12 protein-coding genes are annotated in these 19,288 nt (G+C 66.2%); 2 read left to right on the top strand and 10 right to left on the bottom strand.

The window, feature by feature from the left end:
* Nucleotides 1–6: 6 nt before the first annotated feature.
* The 3 genes from glcE to OKW41_RS43045 form a co-directional block, all read right to left on the bottom strand.
* Entirely contained in the window at nt 7–1,095 is a 1,089-nt protein-coding gene (gene glcE / locus OKW41_RS43035; protein ID WP_429453128.1) for a glycolate oxidase subunit GlcE, read from the bottom strand.
* Nucleotides 1,096–1,277: 182 nt separating this feature from the next.
* Nucleotides 1,278–2,771, bottom strand: coding sequence for an FAD-linked oxidase C-terminal domain-containing protein (locus tag OKW41_RS43040; RefSeq protein WP_429453126.1), 1,494 nt, complete (start codon nt 2,769–2,771; stop codon nt 1,278–1,280).
* Nucleotides 2,772–2,924: 153 nt separating this feature from the next.
* Nucleotides 2,925–4,343: an FAD-linked oxidase C-terminal domain-containing protein gene (locus OKW41_RS43045; protein ID WP_429576185.1), complete on the bottom strand. Its 1,419-nt coding sequence runs from the start codon at nt 4,341–4,343 to the stop codon at nt 2,925–2,927.
* Nucleotides 4,344–4,614: 271 nt separating this feature from the next.
* Between OKW41_RS43045 and OKW41_RS43050 the strand changes: the two genes are divergently transcribed.
* On the top strand, nt 4,615–5,169 hold the full coding sequence (locus OKW41_RS43050) for a cob(I)yrinic acid a,c-diamide adenosyltransferase (RefSeq protein WP_429453122.1): 555 nt from the start codon (nt 4,615–4,617) through the stop codon (nt 5,167–5,169).
* Between the two features lie 54 nt (nt 5,170–5,223).
* Here OKW41_RS43050 and OKW41_RS43055 read toward each other — a convergent pair whose 3' ends face one another.
* The 6 genes from OKW41_RS43055 to OKW41_RS43080 all read right to left on the bottom strand — a co-directional run bounded on the left by OKW41_RS43055 (nt 5,224) and on the right by OKW41_RS43080 (nt 14,419).
* Nucleotides 5,224–5,556, bottom strand: coding sequence for a helix-turn-helix domain-containing protein (locus tag OKW41_RS43055; RefSeq protein WP_429576186.1), 333 nt, complete (start codon nt 5,554–5,556; stop codon nt 5,224–5,226).
* Nucleotides 5,553–5,897, bottom strand: a complete 345-nt coding sequence (locus OKW41_RS43060; protein ID WP_429453118.1) for a type II toxin-antitoxin system RelE/ParE family toxin — start codon at nt 5,895–5,897, stop codon at nt 5,553–5,555. The genes OKW41_RS43055 and OKW41_RS43060 overlap by 4 nt, the downstream gene beginning before the upstream one ends.
* A 209-nt stretch (nt 5,898–6,106) precedes the next feature.
* Nucleotides 6,107–7,180, bottom strand: coding sequence for a 3-deoxy-7-phosphoheptulonate synthase AroG (aroG, locus tag OKW41_RS43065; RefSeq protein WP_429576187.1), 1,074 nt, complete (start codon nt 7,178–7,180; stop codon nt 6,107–6,109).
* A gap of 417 nt (nt 7,181–7,597) precedes the next feature.
* Nucleotides 7,598–9,064, bottom strand: a complete 1,467-nt coding sequence (gene tldD, locus OKW41_RS43070; RefSeq protein ID WP_429453115.1) for a metalloprotease TldD — start codon at nt 9,062–9,064, stop codon at nt 7,598–7,600.
* An 87-nt stretch (nt 9,065–9,151) separates the two neighbouring features.
* Nucleotides 9,152–10,015, bottom strand: a complete 864-nt coding sequence (locus OKW41_RS43075) for a carbon-nitrogen hydrolase family protein (RefSeq protein ID WP_184062298.1) — start codon at nt 10,013–10,015, stop codon at nt 9,152–9,154.
* 153 nt (nt 10,016–10,168) lie between these two features.
* The gene (locus tag OKW41_RS43080) at nt 10,169–14,419 is read right to left on the bottom strand and encodes a YhdP family protein (RefSeq protein ID WP_429576188.1); all 4,251 of its coding nucleotides are present in this window, start codon (nt 14,417–14,419) and stop codon (nt 10,169–10,171) included.
* A 264-nt stretch (nt 14,420–14,683) separates the two neighbouring features.
* Between OKW41_RS43080 and glnE the strand changes: the two genes are divergently transcribed.
* Entirely contained in the window at nt 14,684–17,479 is a 2,796-nt protein-coding gene (gene glnE / locus OKW41_RS43085) for a bifunctional [glutamate--ammonia ligase]-adenylyl-L-tyrosine phosphorylase/[glutamate--ammonia-ligase] adenylyltransferase (protein WP_429576189.1), read from the top strand.
* Nucleotides 17,480–17,584: 105 nt separating this feature from the next.
* Here glnE and recN read toward each other — a convergent pair whose 3' ends face one another.
* A complete protein-coding gene (gene recN / locus OKW41_RS43090; protein WP_429576190.1) occupies nt 17,585–19,252 on the bottom strand; it encodes a DNA repair protein RecN in 1,668 nt (555 codons plus the stop codon).
* Nucleotides 19,253–19,288 lie beyond the last annotated feature (36 nt).

Genomic DNA, 19,288 nt, shown 5'->3' on the forward strand with positions numbered 1-19,288 from the left:
CGTCGCTCAGAAGTCGGAGTAGAGACGGCCGGGGTTGAAGATGCGGGCCGGGTCGAATGCATGTTTGAGGCCGCGATGGATTTTCATCAGCGGCGCGGGCAGCGGTGTGAATACGCCGGCGCTGCGGTCGTAGCCTTGGCCGCTGCGGAAGATGGTCGCATGGCCGCCGGCCTGTTTCGCGCTGATGCGCACGGTTTGCGCGTCGGTGTCGGTGATCCACCAGCGCTGGCCGCCGCCCCATTCCATCAGTTGCGCGCCGGGCAACTGCAGCGGCTCGGTGATCGACGGTAGCGCGAGACGCCACAGCGCGGCCTTCGGTGGAATGCCCGCGAAAAACGAATCGGTCTGTTCGCGCAGGCCGGCCCAGAAGCGTTCAGCTTCGACCGCATCGACGACTTCGCCGCCGAGCCCGGTGCGCGCTGCCTTGACCGCGGCTTCCGCGCCGCCCAGGCGCACCGCGAGCGTGCCGTTGCGCCATGCGCTCGCGGTGATCGGCAGCGGCCGGCCGCCCCATTCGTTGAGCTTGCGTACCGCGTCGGTGCCGTTCATGTCGAACTTCAGCGTGGCTTCGACCTGCGGCCGCGGCAGCACTTTGACCGACAGCTCGAGGATCAGCCCGAGCGTGCCGAGCGAGCCCGCGAGCAGCCGCGACACGTCGTAACCCGCGACGTTCTTGACGACCTGGCCGCCGAAGTGCAGCACCTGCCCCTGGCCGTTCATCACGACGGCGCCGAGCACGAAGTCGCGCGCGGCGCCGACGGCCGGCCTGCGCGGCCCCGAAATGCCAGCGGCGATGCAGCCGCCGAAGGTGGCCTGCGACCCGAAGTGCGGCGGCTCGAACGGCAGCATCTGGTCGTGCTCGGCGAGCGCGGCTTCGATTTCCAGCAGCGGTGTTCCCGCGCGCGCGGTAATCACGAGTTCGGCCGGATCGTACGCGATGATGCCGCGATAAGCGCGCGTGTCGAGGATCTCACCTTCCAGCGTCTGGCCATACCAGTCTTTGGTGCCGCCGCCGCGGATGCGCACCGCGCGTCCCTCGGCGCTGGCCGACCGCACGCGTTCGGACCATACGGCGACGATGTCGTCCTCTTCCATGGTGTCCTGCTCGTTGTGTTTCGTTTGATTGTACCGGGCGGCGGCTCGCTGGCAAGCCGGAGCGCACCCGCATGACGGGGCGCGGCATCGGTCTGGAGGGGAGGGCGCAAAGCGCCGCGCAGGCCGCGCCAGCATCAGCGCGGGCGCGGCGAACGGTGGATGCGCGCTACAAACGCCAGCCGCTAGAAGCGCGGCAGCTCGGGATGAGGCAGCAGGCCGCCGCGCACGTGCATCTTGCCGTATTCGGCACAGCGCGCCCGCGTCGGAATGCCCTTGTCGGGGTTCAACAGGCCGGGCGCGTCGAATGCTCGCTTGACCGCGTGGAACGTGTCGCGCTCTTCGGGCGAGAACTGCACGCACATCGAATTGATCTTCTCGATGCCGACGCCATGCTCGCCCGTCACCGTGCCGCCCAGCTCGACGCAAGCTTCGAGGATGTCGCAACCGAACAACTCGGCGCGATGCCACTCGTCCTGGTCGTTGCCGTTGAACAGGATCAGCGGGTGCATGTTGCCGTCGCCGGCATGGAAGACGTTGATGCAGCGCAACTGGTAGGTCTTCTCCATCTCCTCGATGCGCGCGAGCAGCGGCCCGATACTGCGGCGCGGCACGGTACCGTCCATGCAGTAGTAGTCCGGCGAAATGCGGCCGGCGGCCGGAAACGCGTTCTTGCGCCCGGACCAGAAGCGCAGGCGCTCGGCTTCCGTGCGTGAAATCTGGATACGGGTTGCGCCGTGCTCGCGCAGCACCGCGGTCATGCGCACGATCTCGGCCGCGACTTCCTCGGGCGTGCCGTCCGATTCGCACAGCAGGATCGCCGCCGCGTCGAGGTCGTAGCCCGCGTTGACGAACTCCTCGACCGCGCGCGTGGCGGGCTTGTCCATCATCTCGAGGCCGGCCGGAATGATGCCCGCCGCGATGATGCCCGCAACGGCGTCGCCGCCTTTGACGACGTCGTCGAAGCTGGCCATGATGACCTGCGCGGTTTGCGGCTTCGGGATCAGCTTGACGGTGACCTCGGTGACGATCGCGAACATGCCTTCGCTGCCAATCAGCACCGCGAGCAGATCGAGCCCCGGCGCGTCAGGCGCGAGCGAGCCGAATTCGACGATCTCGCCTTCCATCGTGACCGCGCGCACGCGCAGCACGTTGTGCACGGTGAGGCCGTACTTCAGACAATGCACGCCGCCCGAATTCTCTGACACGTTGCCACCGATCGTGCAGGCAATCTGCGACGACGGATCCGGCGCATAGTAAAGACCATACGGCGCCGCGGCTTCGGAGATCGCCAGATTGCGCACGCCCGGCTGCACGGTCGCGATGCGCGCGTACGAGTCGACTTCGACGATCTTGCGAAAGCGCGCGAGCGATACCACCACGCCGTGCCGAATCGGCATCGCGCCGCCGGACAGCCCGGTGCCCGCGCCGCGCGGCACGATGGGCACCTCGAGGCGATGGCAGATCTGCACGATGCGCTGCACCTGCGATTCGGTTTCCGGCAACACGACCGCGAGCGGCAAACGCCGGTACGCGGCGAGTCCGTCGCATTCGTACGCGACGGTGTCTTCTTCGCGATACAGCAGACAGTGGGTCGGCAACACGGCCATCAGCGCCTGCACGACTTCGCGCTGACGCTTCGCGAGGACTTCGGCCGACAGTTCAGCGGGTGCGTTCATGTGAGTTGTCTCCTCGTGGCTTGCGCCGGTCCGGCTTCCTGGTTCGAGCCGGCTGTTTCGTGCTGCCTGCTTCGCATCACTTGCGTGTTCAGCCTGGCGCGGTTGCCACTGGGCGTGTCAGCGGTTTGCCGCGGCCGGCATGCGCAGTGTCGATCAGGCCGCCGCCCAGGCGAAAATCTTGCCCGGGTTCATCAGATTGCGAGGGTCTAGCGCGTGCTTGATGGAGCGCATCGTGTCGACCGCGCCGTCGCCGTGCTCCTCGAGCAGAAAGCCCATCTTGTGCAGGCCGATGCCATGCTCGCCGGTGCAGGTGCCGTCCATCCGCAGCGCGCGCTGCACGATGCGATGGTTCAGGCGCTCGGCTTCCTCGAGCTCTTCGGGCTTTTCCGGGTCGATCAGGATCGCGACGTGAAAGTTTCCGTCGCCGACATGGCCGACGATCGGGCAGGGCAGCGGCGACGCCAACAGATCCTGCTCCGTTTCGACCACACACTCCGCGAGACGCGAGATCGGCACGCAGACGTCGGTGGTGACCGCGCGCGAGCCGGGCTTCAGTTGCAGCATCGCGAAATAGGCGTTGTGACGCGCGTTCCACAGACGGCTGCGGTCTTCGGGGCGGGTCGCCCATTCGAAGCCTTCACCGGCATTCTGTGCGGCGATTTCCTGGACGAGTTCGGCCTGTTCCTTGACGCCGGCCTCGGTGCCGTGAAATTCGAAGAACAATGTGGGCGCTTCGCGCAGTGTCAGATTCGAATGGCGATTGATCGAGCGGATCGCAAGTGAATCGACGAACTCGACACGCGCGATCGGCACGCCGATCTGAATCGTCTCGATGACCGCGCGCACCGCATCGCCCATCGACGGGAACGTGCACACCGCGGCCGACACCGCCTCCGGCTGCGGATAGAGGCGCAGCGTGATTTCCGTTATCACGCCGAGCGTGCCTTCCGAGCCGACGAACAGGCGCGTGAGGTCGTACCCCGCCGACGATTTGCGTGCGCGCGAGCCGGTCTTGATCACGCGGCCATCGGCGAGCACGACCGTCAGGCCGAGCACGTTCTCGCGCATCGTGCCGTAGCGCACGGCGTTGGTACCCGACGCGCGGGTTGCCGACATCCCGCCGATGCTCGCGTCCGCGCCGGGGTCGATCGGGAAGAACAGGCCGGTGTCGCGCAGCGCTTCGTTCAGTTGCTTGCGCGAGATGCCGGGCTCGACGGTGACGGTCAGGTCTTCGGCGTTGATCGACAACACCCGGTTCATTTCCGACAGATCGATCGACACGCCGCCTTGCACGGCAAGCAGATGTCCTTCGAGCGACGAGCCATTGCCGTACGGAATGATCGGCACGTCGTACTGGCCGCACAGCTTGACGGCGGTTTGCACGTCTTCGGTTGTACGCGCGAACACGACGGCGTCAGGCAGTTGCGGATCGAACGGTGATTCGTCGCGACCGTGGTGCGCACGCACGGCTTCGGCAACGGAAACCCGATCGCCGAAAGCGGCTTTGAGCTGGTTCAGCAATTCGGCGGGAAACGGCCGGCGTAGCGGCGCCGGCGGCACGGGATGGTTCACGCATGTCTCCTGTGTCGACCGGAGTTAGCGCTACAGCGCTTACTCCGGTCCCATGCTTTAGCTCGATCGGAGTTGGCGCTTCAACGCTTGCTCCGGTCCCATGAAAGTTTCTTTAAATAACGGTCTGTTTGCAGCAAGTGTTTCATTTTACGCCGTTCGCCCGCCAGGCAGCGCTGGGTCGGCTTCCGCTCATATAATGGCGGCGATTTCGCGATGCGTGCAATATGGACAAACCAGCTGGCAGCATCGTCACTAATGCATGGGAGACGTCATGGGCAATCGCCTCAGCAAGATCGCCACTCGCACCGGCGACGACGGCACCACCGGTCTCGGCGACGGCCGCCGCGTGCGCAAGGACAGCGCGCGTATCGCCGCGATTGGCGACGTCGACGAACTCAATTCGAATCTCGGCGTGCTGTTGTGCGAGAACCTGCCCGAGAACGTACGCGCGGCGCTGGTCGCAATCCAGCACGACCTGTTCGATCTGGGCGGCGAGCTGTGCATTCCCGGTCACACGATGATTACCGAACAGCATCTCGCTCAGCTCGACGGCTGGCTCGCGGACTACAACGCCACGCTGCCGCCGCTGAAGGAATTCATTCTGCCGGGCGGTTCGCGCGCGGCCGCGCTCTCGCATGTGTGCCGTACCGTTTGCCGCCGCGCGGAGCGGGCGATCGTCGCGCTTGGCGAACACGAGGCGCTGAACGCGGCGCCACGTCAGTACGTGAACCGGCTGTCGGATCTGCTGTTCGTGCTGGCGCGCGTGCTCAATCGCGCGGACGGCGGCACCGACGTGCTGTGGCAGCACGATCGTGGCGCGCCGTGAATGGCGACGCACATGTGCGCATGGACACGCACGGTGCTTCGCACGAGCCGACGCTCAACCGACGGCGAGCGTGACCGGCTTGCCGATGCGGCTCAGCATTTCCACGAGCGTGTCGATCGTGAACTTGGTGGTTTTCTTGTTGACGACGTCGGACACGCGCGGGCGCGACACCATCAGAATTTCGGCCGCCTCGGCCTGCTTCAGATGATGCTGTTCGATCCACGTGGAAAGTTCGGTCATCAGCTGTTCCTTGAGCAGCCGCGTGTCGTTGATCTGCTTTTGCGACGCATCGTGAAGGCGCTTCGCTTCCTCGGTGGAAAAACCGAGTTCGAGGAACACGTTCGCGCCGGCTCGCGTTACGTGACGAATGTTGGTGTCGATCGTCATGGCTGGGTGGTCCTGTAATGGGTGATGGCGCGGTAGCGCGTTTCGGCAATTTTTCTGTCGCACGGTCCGAGCCTCTGCGTTTTCTTCTGAAAGCAATGCAGCACGTACAGCGCTTCGGCGTATTTGGTCACGTACATCACGCGAAAAATGCCGTCCTGGTCTCTGATGCGAATTTCGCGCGTTCCCGCGCCGATAGACTCGAACGGTTTCCAGTCGTCGGGGTCGAGTCCTGACTGAATCTTGTGAAGCTGAAACCCTGCGAGACGACGCGCTTCGTTGGGAAAAGCGAGCAGATCACGGTAGCTGGAGCCTAACCAGCGAATTTCCTTTTCCTGCTCCATCGCCACCTCATGTATAAAATCTTATACGCATTCTCCAACCTGGTCAAGCGTGTAAGCGACCAGGCAACGAGCTATGACGATATCGAGGCGGCAGGCTGAGTACCATTCGTCCGAATGGCCAATAAAAAAACCCCGGTTCGAAATTGATTGAACCGAGGTTTTTTCTACGGACGGCTGACAAGCCCCCGCCGTGGTGGCGGGGCAGGCGTTCAGTTGCCGCTGCCGCGCGCGACGCGGCGCTGCCTGACCGCTTCGGCAAGGCCTTCGAGCACCGCGACGCTTTCGTCCCAGCCGATACACGCATCGGTAATGCTCTGCCCGTACGTGAGCTCGCAGCCTTCCTGCAGATCCTGGCGACCCGCGACGAGGTGTGACTCCACCATCACGCCGACGATCCGCTCGTCACCCGTGGCAATCTGACGGCCGATGTCCGCGCACACAGGAATCTGGTTCTCGTGCTTCTTCGAGCTGTTCGCGTGGCTCGCGTCGATCATCAGACGCGCGGCGAGACCCGCCTTGCCGATGTCCGCGCAGGCCGCGTTGACGCTGTCGGCGTCGTAGTTCGGCGTTTTGCCGCCGCGCAGAATCACGTGGCAGTCCTCGTTCCCCGCGGTCGATACGATCGCCGAGTGGCCGCCCTTCGTGACCGACAGGAAATGGTGGGGCTGCGAGGCGGCCTTGATCGCGTCGACGGCGATCTTCACGTTGCCGTCCGTGCCGTTCTTGAAGCCGACCGGGCACGACAGTCCCGAAGCCAGCTCCCGGTGCACCTGCGATTCGGTCGTGCGCGCGCCGATGGCACCCCAGGAGATCAGATCCGCGATGTACTGCGGGCTGATCATGTCGAGGTACTCGGTGCCGGCCGGCAGGCCGAGTTCGTTGATCCGCAGAAGCAGCTCGCGCGCGGTGCGCAGACCTTCGTTGATCTTGAAGCTGTTGTCCATATGCGGGTCGTTGATGAGACCCTTCCAGCCCACCGTCGTACGCGGCTTTTCGAAGTACACGCGCATCACGACTTCGAGTTCGCCGGCAAAGCGCTTGCGCTGCTCGATCAGACGCCCCGCGTATTCGATCGCGGCCTTCGGATCGTGAATCGAGCACGGGCCGATCACGACGATCAGACGATCGTCCATACCGTGCAGAATGCGATGCATCGCGGTGCGCGAGTCGTAGATCACGTTGGAAACCGTCTCGTCGCAGGCAAATTCGCGGATCAGGTGAGCGGGCGGCGTGAGTTCCTTCAATTCGCGAATGCGGACATCATCGGTATTGTGCGGGGGCATGTTGTTCTCCTGAATCGGTTCGTAGCGTGTTCGCGCGGGCAACGGGGGCGATCAGTCAGTGATCAAACAGCGAGGCCAGAGCGGACGACGATCAAAAATTGGTCAACGACAAAATGTCAGTCAGGTATCGAAAAGCGTGAGACGAAAAAAAAACCGCCAGGCTAGCTGGCGGTTTTTCGGGAATTCTCGGTGTCCTGCGTGCACTAACACCCCTCTCGATCCGCCAGCGGTCTGAGATACCAAAAAAAGTAAAAATAAAACTTGGCGGACATGGCGAAGTGAATGCGTCGCTGGTCAAAAAGGGTGAGTGACTTTATAACCCGGTACAGGCTCGGTTGACAAGCTGGAGCGTCGAAAAATGCGAAAAACCCGCACACTTCGCGTCTTGCGTGCGCGAAGCGTGCATCCGTGACGAAATCAGGCCGTGCCGCCGACCGTCATCCGCTCGATGCGCAGCGTCGGTTGACCGACGCCCACCGGCACGCTCTGGCCTTCCTTGCCGCACACGCCCACGCCCGAATCGAGCTTCATGTCGTTGCCGATCATCGTGACGTACTTCAGCGATTCCGGTCCGCTGCCGATCAGCGTCGCGCCCTTGACCGGATACGTGATCTTGCCGTTCTCGATCATGTACGCCTCGGAGGCCGAGAACACGAATTTGCCGTTCGTGATGTCGACCTGACCGCCGCCGAAGTTCACCGCATACAGGCCGTTCTTCACGGACGCGAGGATTTCTTGCGGGTCCTTGTCGCCGTTCAGCATGTACGTGTTGGTCATGCGCGGCATCGGCAGCGCCGCGTACGATTCGCGTCGAGCGTTGCCGGTGACCGGCATCTTCATCAGACGCGCGTTCAGCGTGTCCTGGATGTAGCCCTTCAGGATGCCGTCCTCGATCAGCGTCGTGCACTGGGTCGGATTACCTTCGTCGTCGATATTGAGCGAGCCGCGACGATTCGGCAGCGTGCCGTCGTCGACCACGGTGACGCCCTTCGCGGCGACCTGCTCGCCGATGCGTCCCGCGAATGCCGACGACCCTTTGCGGTTGAAGTCGCCCTCGAGTCCGTGGCCGATCGCCTCGTGCAGCAGCACGCCGGGCCAGCCCGGCCCGAGCACGACGGTCATCGCGCCGGCCGGTGCCGGACGCGCGTCGAGATTGACGAGAGCGGCGTGCACCGCATCGTCGACATAGCGCGACAGCACTTCATCGGTGAAATAGCCGTAGTCGAAACGCCCGCCGCCGCCGCCGCTGCCGATTTCGCGGCGGCCGTTCTGCTCGGCGATCACCGTCACCGACACACGCACGAGGGGCCGGATGTCGGCCGCGAAGCCGCCGTCGCTGCGCGCGACCAGCACCACGTCGTATTCGCCGGCGAGGCCCGCCATCACCTGCTGGATGCGCGGGTCGCGGCCGCGCGCCATCTGCTCGATGCGCTCGAGCAGCTTGACCTTGGCGGTGGCGTCGAGCGAATGCAGCGGGTCGGACGGCAGGTACAGATCGCGCCCAGCGATGCCGGTCAGCGACGACGCCACCTTGATCTTCTGCTTGCCGCCGCCTGCCTTGGCGATCGCGCGCGTGGCGGTGGCCGCCTGGCGGATCGCTTCGGGCGACAGGTCGTCCGAGTAGGCGAACGCGGTGCGGTCGCCCGACACGGCGCGCACGCCGACACCCTGATCGATGCTGAAGCTGCCCGACTTCACGATGCCTTCCTCGAGACTCCACGCTTCGCTGCGGGTGGTCTGGAAGTACAGGTCCGCGTAGTCGACGCGGTGCGTGAAGATTTCGGCGAGCGTGCGCGTGAGCAGCGATTCGTCGAGACCATAGGGCGTGAGGAGGATGTCCTTGGCGGCGGCGAGATTACGGATACCGGGTTCGATGATGTTCATGCGAAGTATGCTCTGCTCGATACGAAGGGGTCGGGGAGCGCCTGCGTCGCTATATGCGTGGCAGGCGCCGCAGTTTCAATGTCGGTTTCAGGTCAGCACGCGATGACGCCATGCCGGCAGGCTCTGCCGCACTTCGTCGATGCGCGCGCGTTCGAGGTTGCCCGCGACCACGCCGGCGCCCTCGTCGCGCACCGCGACGATCTCGCCCCACGGGTCGATCAGCATGCTGTGGCCCCAGGTGCGGCGGCCGTTTTCATGTTTGCCGCCTTGCGCCGCGGCGAGCACGTAGCACTGGTTTTCGATCGCGCGAGTGCGCAGCAGCAGTTCCCAATGCGCGCGGCCGGTCGTGTAGGTAAACGCGGACGGCACCACGATCAGCGCGCAGTCGCCCATGCGCCGGTACAGCTCGGGAAAGCGCAGATCGTAGCAGACCGACAGGCCGACCCGGCCGAATGGCGCCTCGAAGCTTTGCACCGAGGTGCCGGGTCGAATCGTGCGCGCTTCGTCGAACGATTCTTCGCCCTTTTCGAAGTTGAACAGGTGGATCTTGTCGTAGCGCGCGGCCTCGTTGCCGTTCGGGTCGAACACCAGCGTCGTGTTCAGTACGCGCGACGGCTCCGGTGCGTTCAGCGGCAGGGTGCCGCCGATCACCCAGATCTGGTGGCGGCGCGCGGCGTCGGCGAGAAAGCGTTGGATCGGGCCGTCCTGATGTGGCTCGCGCACGGCGAGCTTGTCGGTGTCCTTGAAGCCCATGAAACAGAAATACTCGGGAAGCAGCACGAGTTGCGCGCCGTCGGCGGCGGCTTCGGCGATCAGGCGCTCTGCGTCGGCGAGATTGCGATCGCGATCCGGCGAGCTGACCATCTGCAGCGCGGCGACCCGGAAGGGGCTGGCTACAAGGCCGCTGGACGTTGCGGCGGATGCGGATGAAGTGACGTGTGTTTCGCTCATGAGCGTGTCGAAAGACTCCCGGCGGGCGGCGGTGTGAAGCGCGGGCGCCGCATGCATGGTTCTGGGCTGGCTCGGCCCCGTTGGCGCATTGAGTCGATAGAGCGGCACGAGCGGCCGCGTGGTTCGAGACGGCGGCGCCAGGGAAACCGGAGCTCAGTGCGCTTCCACGGTCGAAGCCGGAGCGTCAATCTTACCCCGTTCGCCCGTCACCCGCTCGACGTGCGGTTTCGACCACGAGCCGGTGATCGCGTAGTCGCGCGCGAAGACGTGCGACACCCCATGCGTGAACGCGATATCGGCGATCAGCGCGCCGAGGCCGATCAGCGGATTGATGACCGTCGCGGCGATCACCGCGGAGCCGGCGCTGACGGTCGGCACTACGTGCAGGTGCAGGTCCTGGCTCTTCTGCGCGATGTCGACCGAGCCCACCATCTCGGCGCGGGCCGGCGCGGTCACCATCCTGAAGTTGTCAGTGCGGGCGATGCCGTCATGAATCTGCGCGGTACCCGTCACGCTCGAGAACGGCAGGCCCTCGCCGATCACATCGCGGAAATCGAGTGTGGCGATGCGCGCGAGGCTTTGCAGGCTCAGCACGCCGAGCAGCGTCGCGACGCCCGGATCGACCTTCAGGATCTGCCCGTGGCGTAGATCCAGCGCGAGGTTGCCGTTCAGCGTCGAATAGTCGATCGTGGTCGGGCCGCCCTGCCACACGGCCTTGCCCTGAATCGAGCCGGTGCCGCCCCTGAGCGTTCTCGGCAGACCGAAGCGCTCGAGCATTGCGCCGGCATCCTTGATGTCGAGCTTGAAATCGAACACGGTGCGGCGCGGCATGGCTTCGTCGGCCGAGGTGGGCAGTTCGGTCGAGGTGCGCCAGTTCGCGGTCGCGGTCAGCGTCGCGGTGGGGTTCGTCACGTCGAGCTTGTCGAGCTGCCAGACCGGCACGCCGTTTTCTTTGAAGTTGTGCGCGTCGACCTCGAGCCGGCCGACGTTGCGATCGTGCACGATCAGCTCGTCGACGACCAGATCGATCGACGGCATGTTCAGCGCGGGCGCCGACATCGCCGGACCGAGCAGGTCCTTGTCCGCGACCGACGGAATCACGACGCGCGCGAAGCGCGCCTGCAGTTCGCCCGGCGATTCGCGGGTCGCTCCCGGCAGCCACGACACGTGGCCTGACACCTGATTTGACGCGACGTTCGCCTGCCACGTGCGGTCCGCGTGCGACGCGCCGACGATCACGTTGTCCCAGTGACGCTTGAGCAGCGTAAGCATGTCGATGTGCAGCGCGAAGCGGTTCGGCAGGAACTGCGTGAGCATGGGATTCGGCGGGGCCGCGGGTGTGGCCGCGCTGCTGGCGGTATTGCCGCCGTTCGCACCGCCGTTCACGCCATTCGCCCCGCCCGCGCTCACGCCCGCGCGCAGCTGCGCGGCGAGCGCGCGCCAGGCGTCGGCATCGAACTCCTTGATGTCCACCGCGGCGACCACGCCCTCGGACGGCAGGTCGACCGGCCGGTTCACGCCGATCGCGCCGCGCACGACGGTCGGTGACGTACGCGGCTGCGCGTTTGGCCGATAGCGCAGCAGATACGCGGCGGCGACCGGCCCCAACGTCAGGTCGGCGCGTTCGAGGCCGGCTTCGCCCGGCACCGTCGACGGATTGACCGAGAAGTGCAGCGGCATCGGTGTGCCGGCCGTCTTTTTGAATGGCGCTGGAAAATCGAGCCCGAGGCCGCTCAGATCAGAGTTGGCGCTGACCTCCGGCAGGCGGCCCTTCGCGCCGGTGACGCGCAATGCATAAGGCGCGCTGCCGCTCATATGCGTGAGCACCTGTGCGGCCGGGCCATGCAGATGCAGTTCGCGCGCGGCATCGACGGCGATGTGGCCGTTGAGCCCGAGCGCGTACGTGCCGTCTTGCCGCAAGCCGCCGTTCGCATGCACGTCACCGCCGAGGAACTGGCCTGAGAGCCGCTCGACCTCGGCCGTGCGTTCGGTGAAGCGCACCCGGCCGTTCAGCTGCGACAGCGACGGCGCATTGCTCACGCTCAGGCGATTGTTCTGGAAGCCGAGCGCACCTTCCACGCCGATATGCGGCTTCGGCGTACGCGGGATCGTCAGCTTCAGCGCGAGCGACGCGGGCCCTTCCGCGCGAATCTTTTCGGTCTGGTGCCGCGCCATGATGCCGAGCGAGCTGCCGTTCACGTAGTCGAGCATATCGGCGAGCGGGCCGCGGCCGTTGCCCTCTATGGTGAGGTTCGAGCCTTTGGTGCCGAGGTCGTCGATGCGGCCGTTCACGCCGGTCAGCGCGACGCGCTTGTAACGGCCGCGGTCGATGTCGAAGCGCAGCACGTTCTGCTTGAGCTCGAACACGCCGTCGATGCCGTCGAGCGGCGGCCAAACGTTTGGCGTGCCGTTGCGCATGTTGCGCGGCGGGAACGGCGTCGGATCGAACTTGCCGCCGGTGAACGGCGCGACGATGCGGAAGATGCCGGCGTCGGGGTCGCGCGCGTAGGGGAACCTGGTCAGGTCGCCGTGCACTTCGATCGTGCCGCCATGCGACACGCCAGCCTGCAAGCCGTGGCCGAGGTAAATGCGCAGCTTTTCGCTGACCGCGGTCGGCAGATAGCGGGCGATGCGCGTCACCTGCGCGCGCTGGAAGTCGGCTTTCAGGTCGAGCGAGCCGCGGCCGTGGCCGGGATTGCTGTAGCTCGCAGTCGCGCTCGCCTCGACGTCAGGGTTTGATACGCTGAAATCGTTGAGCTTGACCGCGAACGCGGGACGCGTGTCGCCCGGTGCCTTCGTGCCCATCGTCCAGTCGGCGCGACCGTGCAGACGCGCAAGCGTGAGACGCGGATCGTCGAACACGCCCGGCAGCGTGATCGCCACGTTGGTCGTATCGAGGTTCGCGTGGCCGCCTTTTTCATCGGCGTCGACGTTGCCCCACAGGTTTTCGATGCCGGGAACGCCGGCGCGCGGGTGGCCGCGCGGCGTCAGGCCCGGCCCCGGCTCCTGGGCGGCAAAGCTGATGCCCTGCAAATCGCCCTTGAAGCGATAACGCTCGATCGGTTCAGCACCCGTGGGCCGATGGTCGCTGCCCACTTCTCCGGATTCCGGCTTGCCGCGCTCGACCTCGATCACGTAGTTCGCGACGAGCCCGCGCGGATTGATGCGCACGAGTTCATTGAGAAAGTGCCGCGGCAGCGGCAGCGCGCGGCTGAATTCGGCGAGGATGCCGAGATCGACGCGATCGCCGCTGATGCTCAAAAGCTGCCCATGCTGCTGCGACGCCATCCGGTAGCGGCTGTCGAGGGTCCGGAAGCGCAGGATGCGCGTGAGCGGCGTGCCGTCTTCGAGCGGCGGCTGGCCGAGCTCGGCACGCAGGTCCGACAGCTGCAGCCGGTACTCGCCTTCGTTTGCCTCGACGCGCCACAGAAAGTGGGTGATCGGCACGAGCAGCCTTGGCTGGGTCGGGCGCACGCGCATCGCGACGTCGTAACCGCTCAACTGGCCGGTCGCCTCGGTCATGCGGCCTTCGCTGAAGTCGATCCAGATTGCATTGTCGATGCGGCCGGCGAACGTCTCTATCGGGAACTGGATGTAGCGCGCGAGTGTCGGCAGATCGACCGGGCCCGTCGACATGTACACCTGCCCGCTCCAGTTGATCGGCTTGCCGAGCGCCGAGAGCGGCGCGTGGCGGAAGTGTGTGCGGAAGTCGAGCGGGCCTTTCAGCACCTGGCCGTCGGGTGGCGCCTGCAGCGCCATGCGGTGGTCGCGGCCGTCATTGAGGATCGCGATGCGGATGTCGCGCAGCGCCAGTTCGGGTTCGTTGCGCGTCGCGTCGCGCCAGCGCAGCACGCCGCCGCGCACGACGATCGCCTGCTGACGCAACAACCAGGTGGACAGCGCGTCGTTGCCGCTGTGGCGCGTCGGCACCGGCACGCCCGCGACCGACAGCACGCCGTCCTCGCTGCGCGACACCAGCACGTCCGGCTCATCGACGATCAGGCTCGACAGCGCCAGATGAAACTCCCACAGCGAGCGCCAGGACACCGACGCGGTGGCGTGCGGAATCGTCAGCGCGGGTTGGCCGTCGTGATCGCGGATGACGAGATTCGTGACATCGAGCCCTGGCTGGAAGCCGCTCCAGTGCGGCGCGAGCCGGCCGATCGTGAATTGGGTGCGCAGCTTGTCGGAGACCGCGGCTTCGATGCGCGGCCGGAACATGTCGGCGCGCGGCAGCACCACGTAGCGCAAACCCAGAAACAGTCCGCCCGCGATGAAATAGAGGACGAGCGCGAGCGCGGTGAGCACGCGCAACGTCCGACGCAGCACGATGTGGTCGCTTCCGCTCACATGCCGGACCTGCGGTGGGGTTTGCGGGTCGGCGGATTCGTTTCGCTCGGACATGCTGCGGCGGCTGGGCGTATGGTAGTTTTGCGTGTTAACGACGAAATGTAACACACGGGAAAGCGTCGGCGGACCTCCTGCAAACCCTGTCCGACGGCCCGTGACGGCGATTGGCGAGACCATCCGGCACGGGGTCCGGCACGCTTGTCGCCGCATGCCGATGGGACGACGGAACGACACGACAACGACCCCGGAACGACACCCGGACACCGTCAGGATACCGCCGGACAAATTCGATCAAGCAACGAGCGAGCCAGATTTTTGATGACTGACGCCACCCTCCTGAGTTCCAGCTATTCGCACTATGCCGCGCGCGCCGCCGCGGCCCGCCCGCAACTGGTCGCGCATGTCGGCGCGCTGGCCGACGAACCGCTGACGCGCGAGCGCATCGACGCGCGTCTCGACGAACTGTGCGCCGAGGCGGCGGCCCCAGCCGGTGCGCCGGTCAACGAAGATGCGCTGAAGCGCGCGCTGCGCCAGCTGCGCACCGAAGTATTCTGCGCGGTGATGGAGCGCGACCTGGCCGGCGAGGCCGATATCGCCGAAGTCACCGGCGCGATGACCGATCTCGCGGAAACCACGATCCAGCGCGCGCTGACGGTGCTGAGCGCCGAGCTCGAAGCGCTGTATGGCGAGCCGCGCGACCAGCAGGGCGAACGGCTCACGCTCGGCGTGGTCGGTATGGGCAAGCTCGGCGGGCGCGAGCTGAACGTGTCGTCGGATATCGACCTGATCTTCGTCTATGAGGACGACGGCGAGACCGCCGGCGGCCAGCGCTCGCCGCTCGCGACCCAGGAGTTCTTCACGCGGCTCGGCAAGCGGCTGATCGGCGCGCTCGCCGAAGTCACCGCCGACGGCTACGTGTTTCGCGTCGATATGCGTCTGCGGCCGAACGGCGATTCGGGGCCGCTCGTATGCAGCCTCGGCATGCTCGAAGAGTATTTCTACGTGCAGGGCCGCGAGTGGGAGCGCTACGCGTGGATCAAGGGCCGGCTCGTGTCCGAGGGCGCGAGCGCCTCGGCGCAGCGGCTGCAGAAGCAGCTCGAGGCGATCGTCACGCCGTTCGTCTATCGACGCTATCTGGATTTCGGCGTGATCAGCGCGATTCGCGCGCTGCATCTGCAGATCCGCCAGGAGGCGCAGCGCCGCGCGTCGATGCGCCCCGACAAGGCCGACGACATCAAGCTCGGCCGTGGCGGCATCCGTGAAATCGAATTCAGCGCGCAGGTGTTCCAGCTGATCCGCGGCGGCCAGGACGCCGGCTTTCGCGTGCGGCCGACGCTCTCCGTGCTGCGCCACGCGGCCACGCATGGGTTGATGGACCCGTCGGTGTGCGTGAAGCTGTCGCAGGCGTATCGCTTTCTGCGGGAGCTCGAGCATCGTTTGCAATATCGCAACGACGCGCAGACCCACGCGATGCCCGTCGGTGCCGAAGACCGCATGGCGCTCGCGCGCGCGATGGGCTGCGACGACTACCCGCAATTGATGACGAAGCTCGACGCGCATCGCGAGTTCGTCGAACGGCAGTTCGACCAGATTTTCGCCGACAAGGTGGGCGGCCGCGACGGTTGCGGCGCGCCCGAGGACGGCGCGGCCGCGTGGGTATGGAGCAGCGCGCTCGCCGACGATAGCGCCGACGACGCACTGCGCGCGCACCTCGTCGAACTGGGGGTGGCCGAGCCCGGTGAGCTGCTCGCCCGGCTGCAGGCGGTGTGGCGCTCGTCGCGCTACACGGGCCTGAACGAGCGCAGCCGGCAGCGTTTCGACATCGTCGCGCAGCGCGCGCTCGAAGCCGCGCGCACGCTGGAGCCTGCCGGGCGGCGCGGCGATACGGTCGCGCGCCTGTTCGATCTGCTCGAAGCGGTGAGCCGGCGCGGCGCGTATCTGGCGCTTCTGACCGAGTATCCGCAGGCGCTGCACCAGGTGCTGTCGGTGCTGGGCGGCTCGCGCTGGGCGGCCGGCTATCTGATCCGCCATCCGCAGCTGCTCGACGAGCTGCTCGACGCCGAGGCGATCAACAGTCCGTTCGACTGGGCTGAATTCAAGCGTACGTTGCGTTTGCGGCTCGCCGCCGCCGATGGCGTCGAGCAGCAGATGGATCTGCTGCGTCACGCGCATCAGGCCGAGGTGTTCCGCATTCTGCTGATCGATCTTGCCGGCAAGCTGTCCGTCGAGCACGTCAGCGACCGGCTGTCCGAGCTCGCCGACGCAGTGCTCGACGTGACGATCGAAGCCGTGTGGAAGCAGTTGGCCAAACGTCATCGCGACGTGCCGCGCTTTGCGGTGATCGCCTACGGCAAGCTCGGCGGCAAGGAGCTCGGCTACGCGTCGGACCTCGACGTGATCTTCCTGTACGACGATCCCGGCGATGCCGCCGCCGACGTCTACGCAACCTACACACGGCGTCTGATCACATGGCTGACCACCGCGACCGGCGCCGGCACATTGTTCGACATCGACCTGCGGCTGCGACCCAACGGCGAGTCGGGCCTGCTCGTCACCGACCTCGATGCGTTCCGCCGCTACCAGCTGCGCGAGGGCGACGCGGCGAACACCGCGTGGGTGTGGGAGCATCAGGCGCTGACGCGTGCGCGCTACTGCGCGGGCGATCCGGAGATCGGCGCGAAGTTCGAGGCGATCCGCGAACAGGTGCTGACGACGCCGCGCGAAGCGGCGCCGCTCGCGAAAGAGATCGTCGAGATGCGTGCGCGTGTCGAGGCGGGGCACCCGAACCATACGCCGGCGCTGTTCGACCTGAAGCACGACCGCGGCGGCATGGTCGATATTGAGTTCACCGTGCAGTACTGGGTGCTGCTGCATGCGGCGCGCGATCCCGAGCTGATCCGCAATACCGGCAATATCGCGCTGCTGCGTGAGGTGTCGCGTTTCGGGCTGATGAGCGAAGCGGAAGCGGAGACGGTCGGCGCCGCCTATCGGCGCTATCGCAAGCTGCAGCACACGCTGCGGCTCGATGGGATGGAGAAGGCGCGGGTCGATCCGGCGCTGGTCGCGGCCGAGCGCGAGGCGGTGCTGGCGTTGTGGAAGAGGGTGTTTGGGTAAGGGCGCTCACGCACTTCGCGTAGCGCATCATGCGCGGCCGGGATCGGTGTGACGTCCCGGCCAAGCCGACTCAGCCGTGTGCGGCCGCCTATGCGCGGCGCAATTTCAGGCGGCCAGCATTTCCTTCGCGTGCTTGCGCGTGGTCGCCGTGATTTCGAGGCCACCGAGCATGCGCGCGACTTCCTCGATGCGGCTCGCCTTGTCGAGCGAGCTCACGCTGCTGAGCGTGCCGCCGGTGCCGTTGCTCATCTTTGCGACCTGGAAATGATGATCGCCGCGCGCGGCGACCTGCGGCAGATGGGTCACGCACAGCACCTGGCGCGCCTCGCCGAGCTGATGCAATAGCCGTCCGACCACTTCGGCCACGCCGCCGCCGATGCCCGTATCCACTTCGTCGAAGATCAGCGTCGGTGTCGGGCTGGCCGTGCTCGCGATCACTGCGAGCGCGAGACTGATACGCGCGAGTTCGCCGCCCGACGCGACCTTCGCGAGCGGCCGCAGCGGCACGCCGGCATGACCGGCGACGCGGAACTCGATCTGCTCGAGCCCGTGCGCGCCGCCTTCGGGCAGCGGCACCAGCGCGACGTCGAAGCTGCCGCCTTTCATCGACAGTTCCTGCATGCCGGTCGTGACCGCCTGGCCGAGCGCCTTACCTGCTTTCGCGCGTGCCTTCGACAGCTTTTTCGCCTCGGCGACGAACACTTCCTTCGCTTGCGCTTCGGCAGCGCGCAGGCCGTCGAGGTCGGCGGCGGCGTCGAGCGCGGCCAATTGTTTGCGCCGCTCTGCGTGTTCTTCCGGCAGCGTCTCAGGCTGCAGGCGGAACTTGCGCGCAGCCGAGTGCAGCGCGTCGAGGCGCTTTTCGATCTGCGCGAGCCGCTCCGGATCGAGCTCGAGCTTCTGCGCGTAGTGGCTCAGCGAATACGCGGCTTCCTGCAACTGGATTTCGGCCGGTTCGAGCGCGGCGAGCACGTCGTTCAGCGCGGGGTCGATCTCCGCGAGGTCGCGCACCTTCGACACGATCGAGCCGAGATGCGTGATCATCGCGTCGTCCGATTCGGACAGCGCGCCGAGCGCTCCCTGCACGCCGTCGATCAGATTCGCGGAATGCGACAGCCGCCTATGCTCGGTGTTGACTTCTTCCCATTCGCCCGGCTGTGGCGCGAGCTTGTCGAGTTCGGTGAGTTGCCATGCGAGTCGCTCGCGTTCGAGTTGCAGCTCGCGATCGCGCGTTTGCGCGTGCTCGACGACCTGCGCCTTGTCGCGCCACGTGCGCCACGCGCGCGTGACGGCGGCGGCCAGGTCGGACAGGCCCGCGTGCGTGTCGAAGAGCTCGCGCTGCGCGTCCGGGCGCATCAGCAACTGGTGCGCGTGCTGGCCGTGAATATCGACGAGCATCTCGCCGACCTCGCGCAGCTGCGCGAGCGTGGCCGCCGTACCGTTGATGAACGCGCGCGAGCGGCCGTTCGCGTCGACCACCCGCCGCAGCATCACGGTGCCGCCGTGCTGGCTGTCGTCGGCCGCGCCGAGCGCCTGCGTGTCGAGCCATTGATCGACCTGTGCGTGCGTCTCGAACTCCGCGGTGATGTCGGCGCGGCTCTCGCCGGTGCGCACGACGCTCGCCTCGGCGCGCGCGCCTAGTGCCAGCGCGAGCGCGTCGATCAGGATCGATTTGCCGGCGCCAGTTTCGCCCGAGAAAACGGTAAAGCCGCTGTCGAATTCGAGGTCGAGCGCGGCGACGATGACGAAGTCGCGTATCGAGAGGTGGCGAAGCATGGAGGTCGTCGGGTGAGCTTGGGATTCGGGTGGCGG

It is taken from the genome of Paraburkholderia sp. UCT70, assembly GCF_050434085.1.
GTDB classification, from domain to species: domain Bacteria; phylum Pseudomonadota; class Gammaproteobacteria; order Burkholderiales; family Burkholderiaceae; genus Paraburkholderia; species Paraburkholderia tuberum.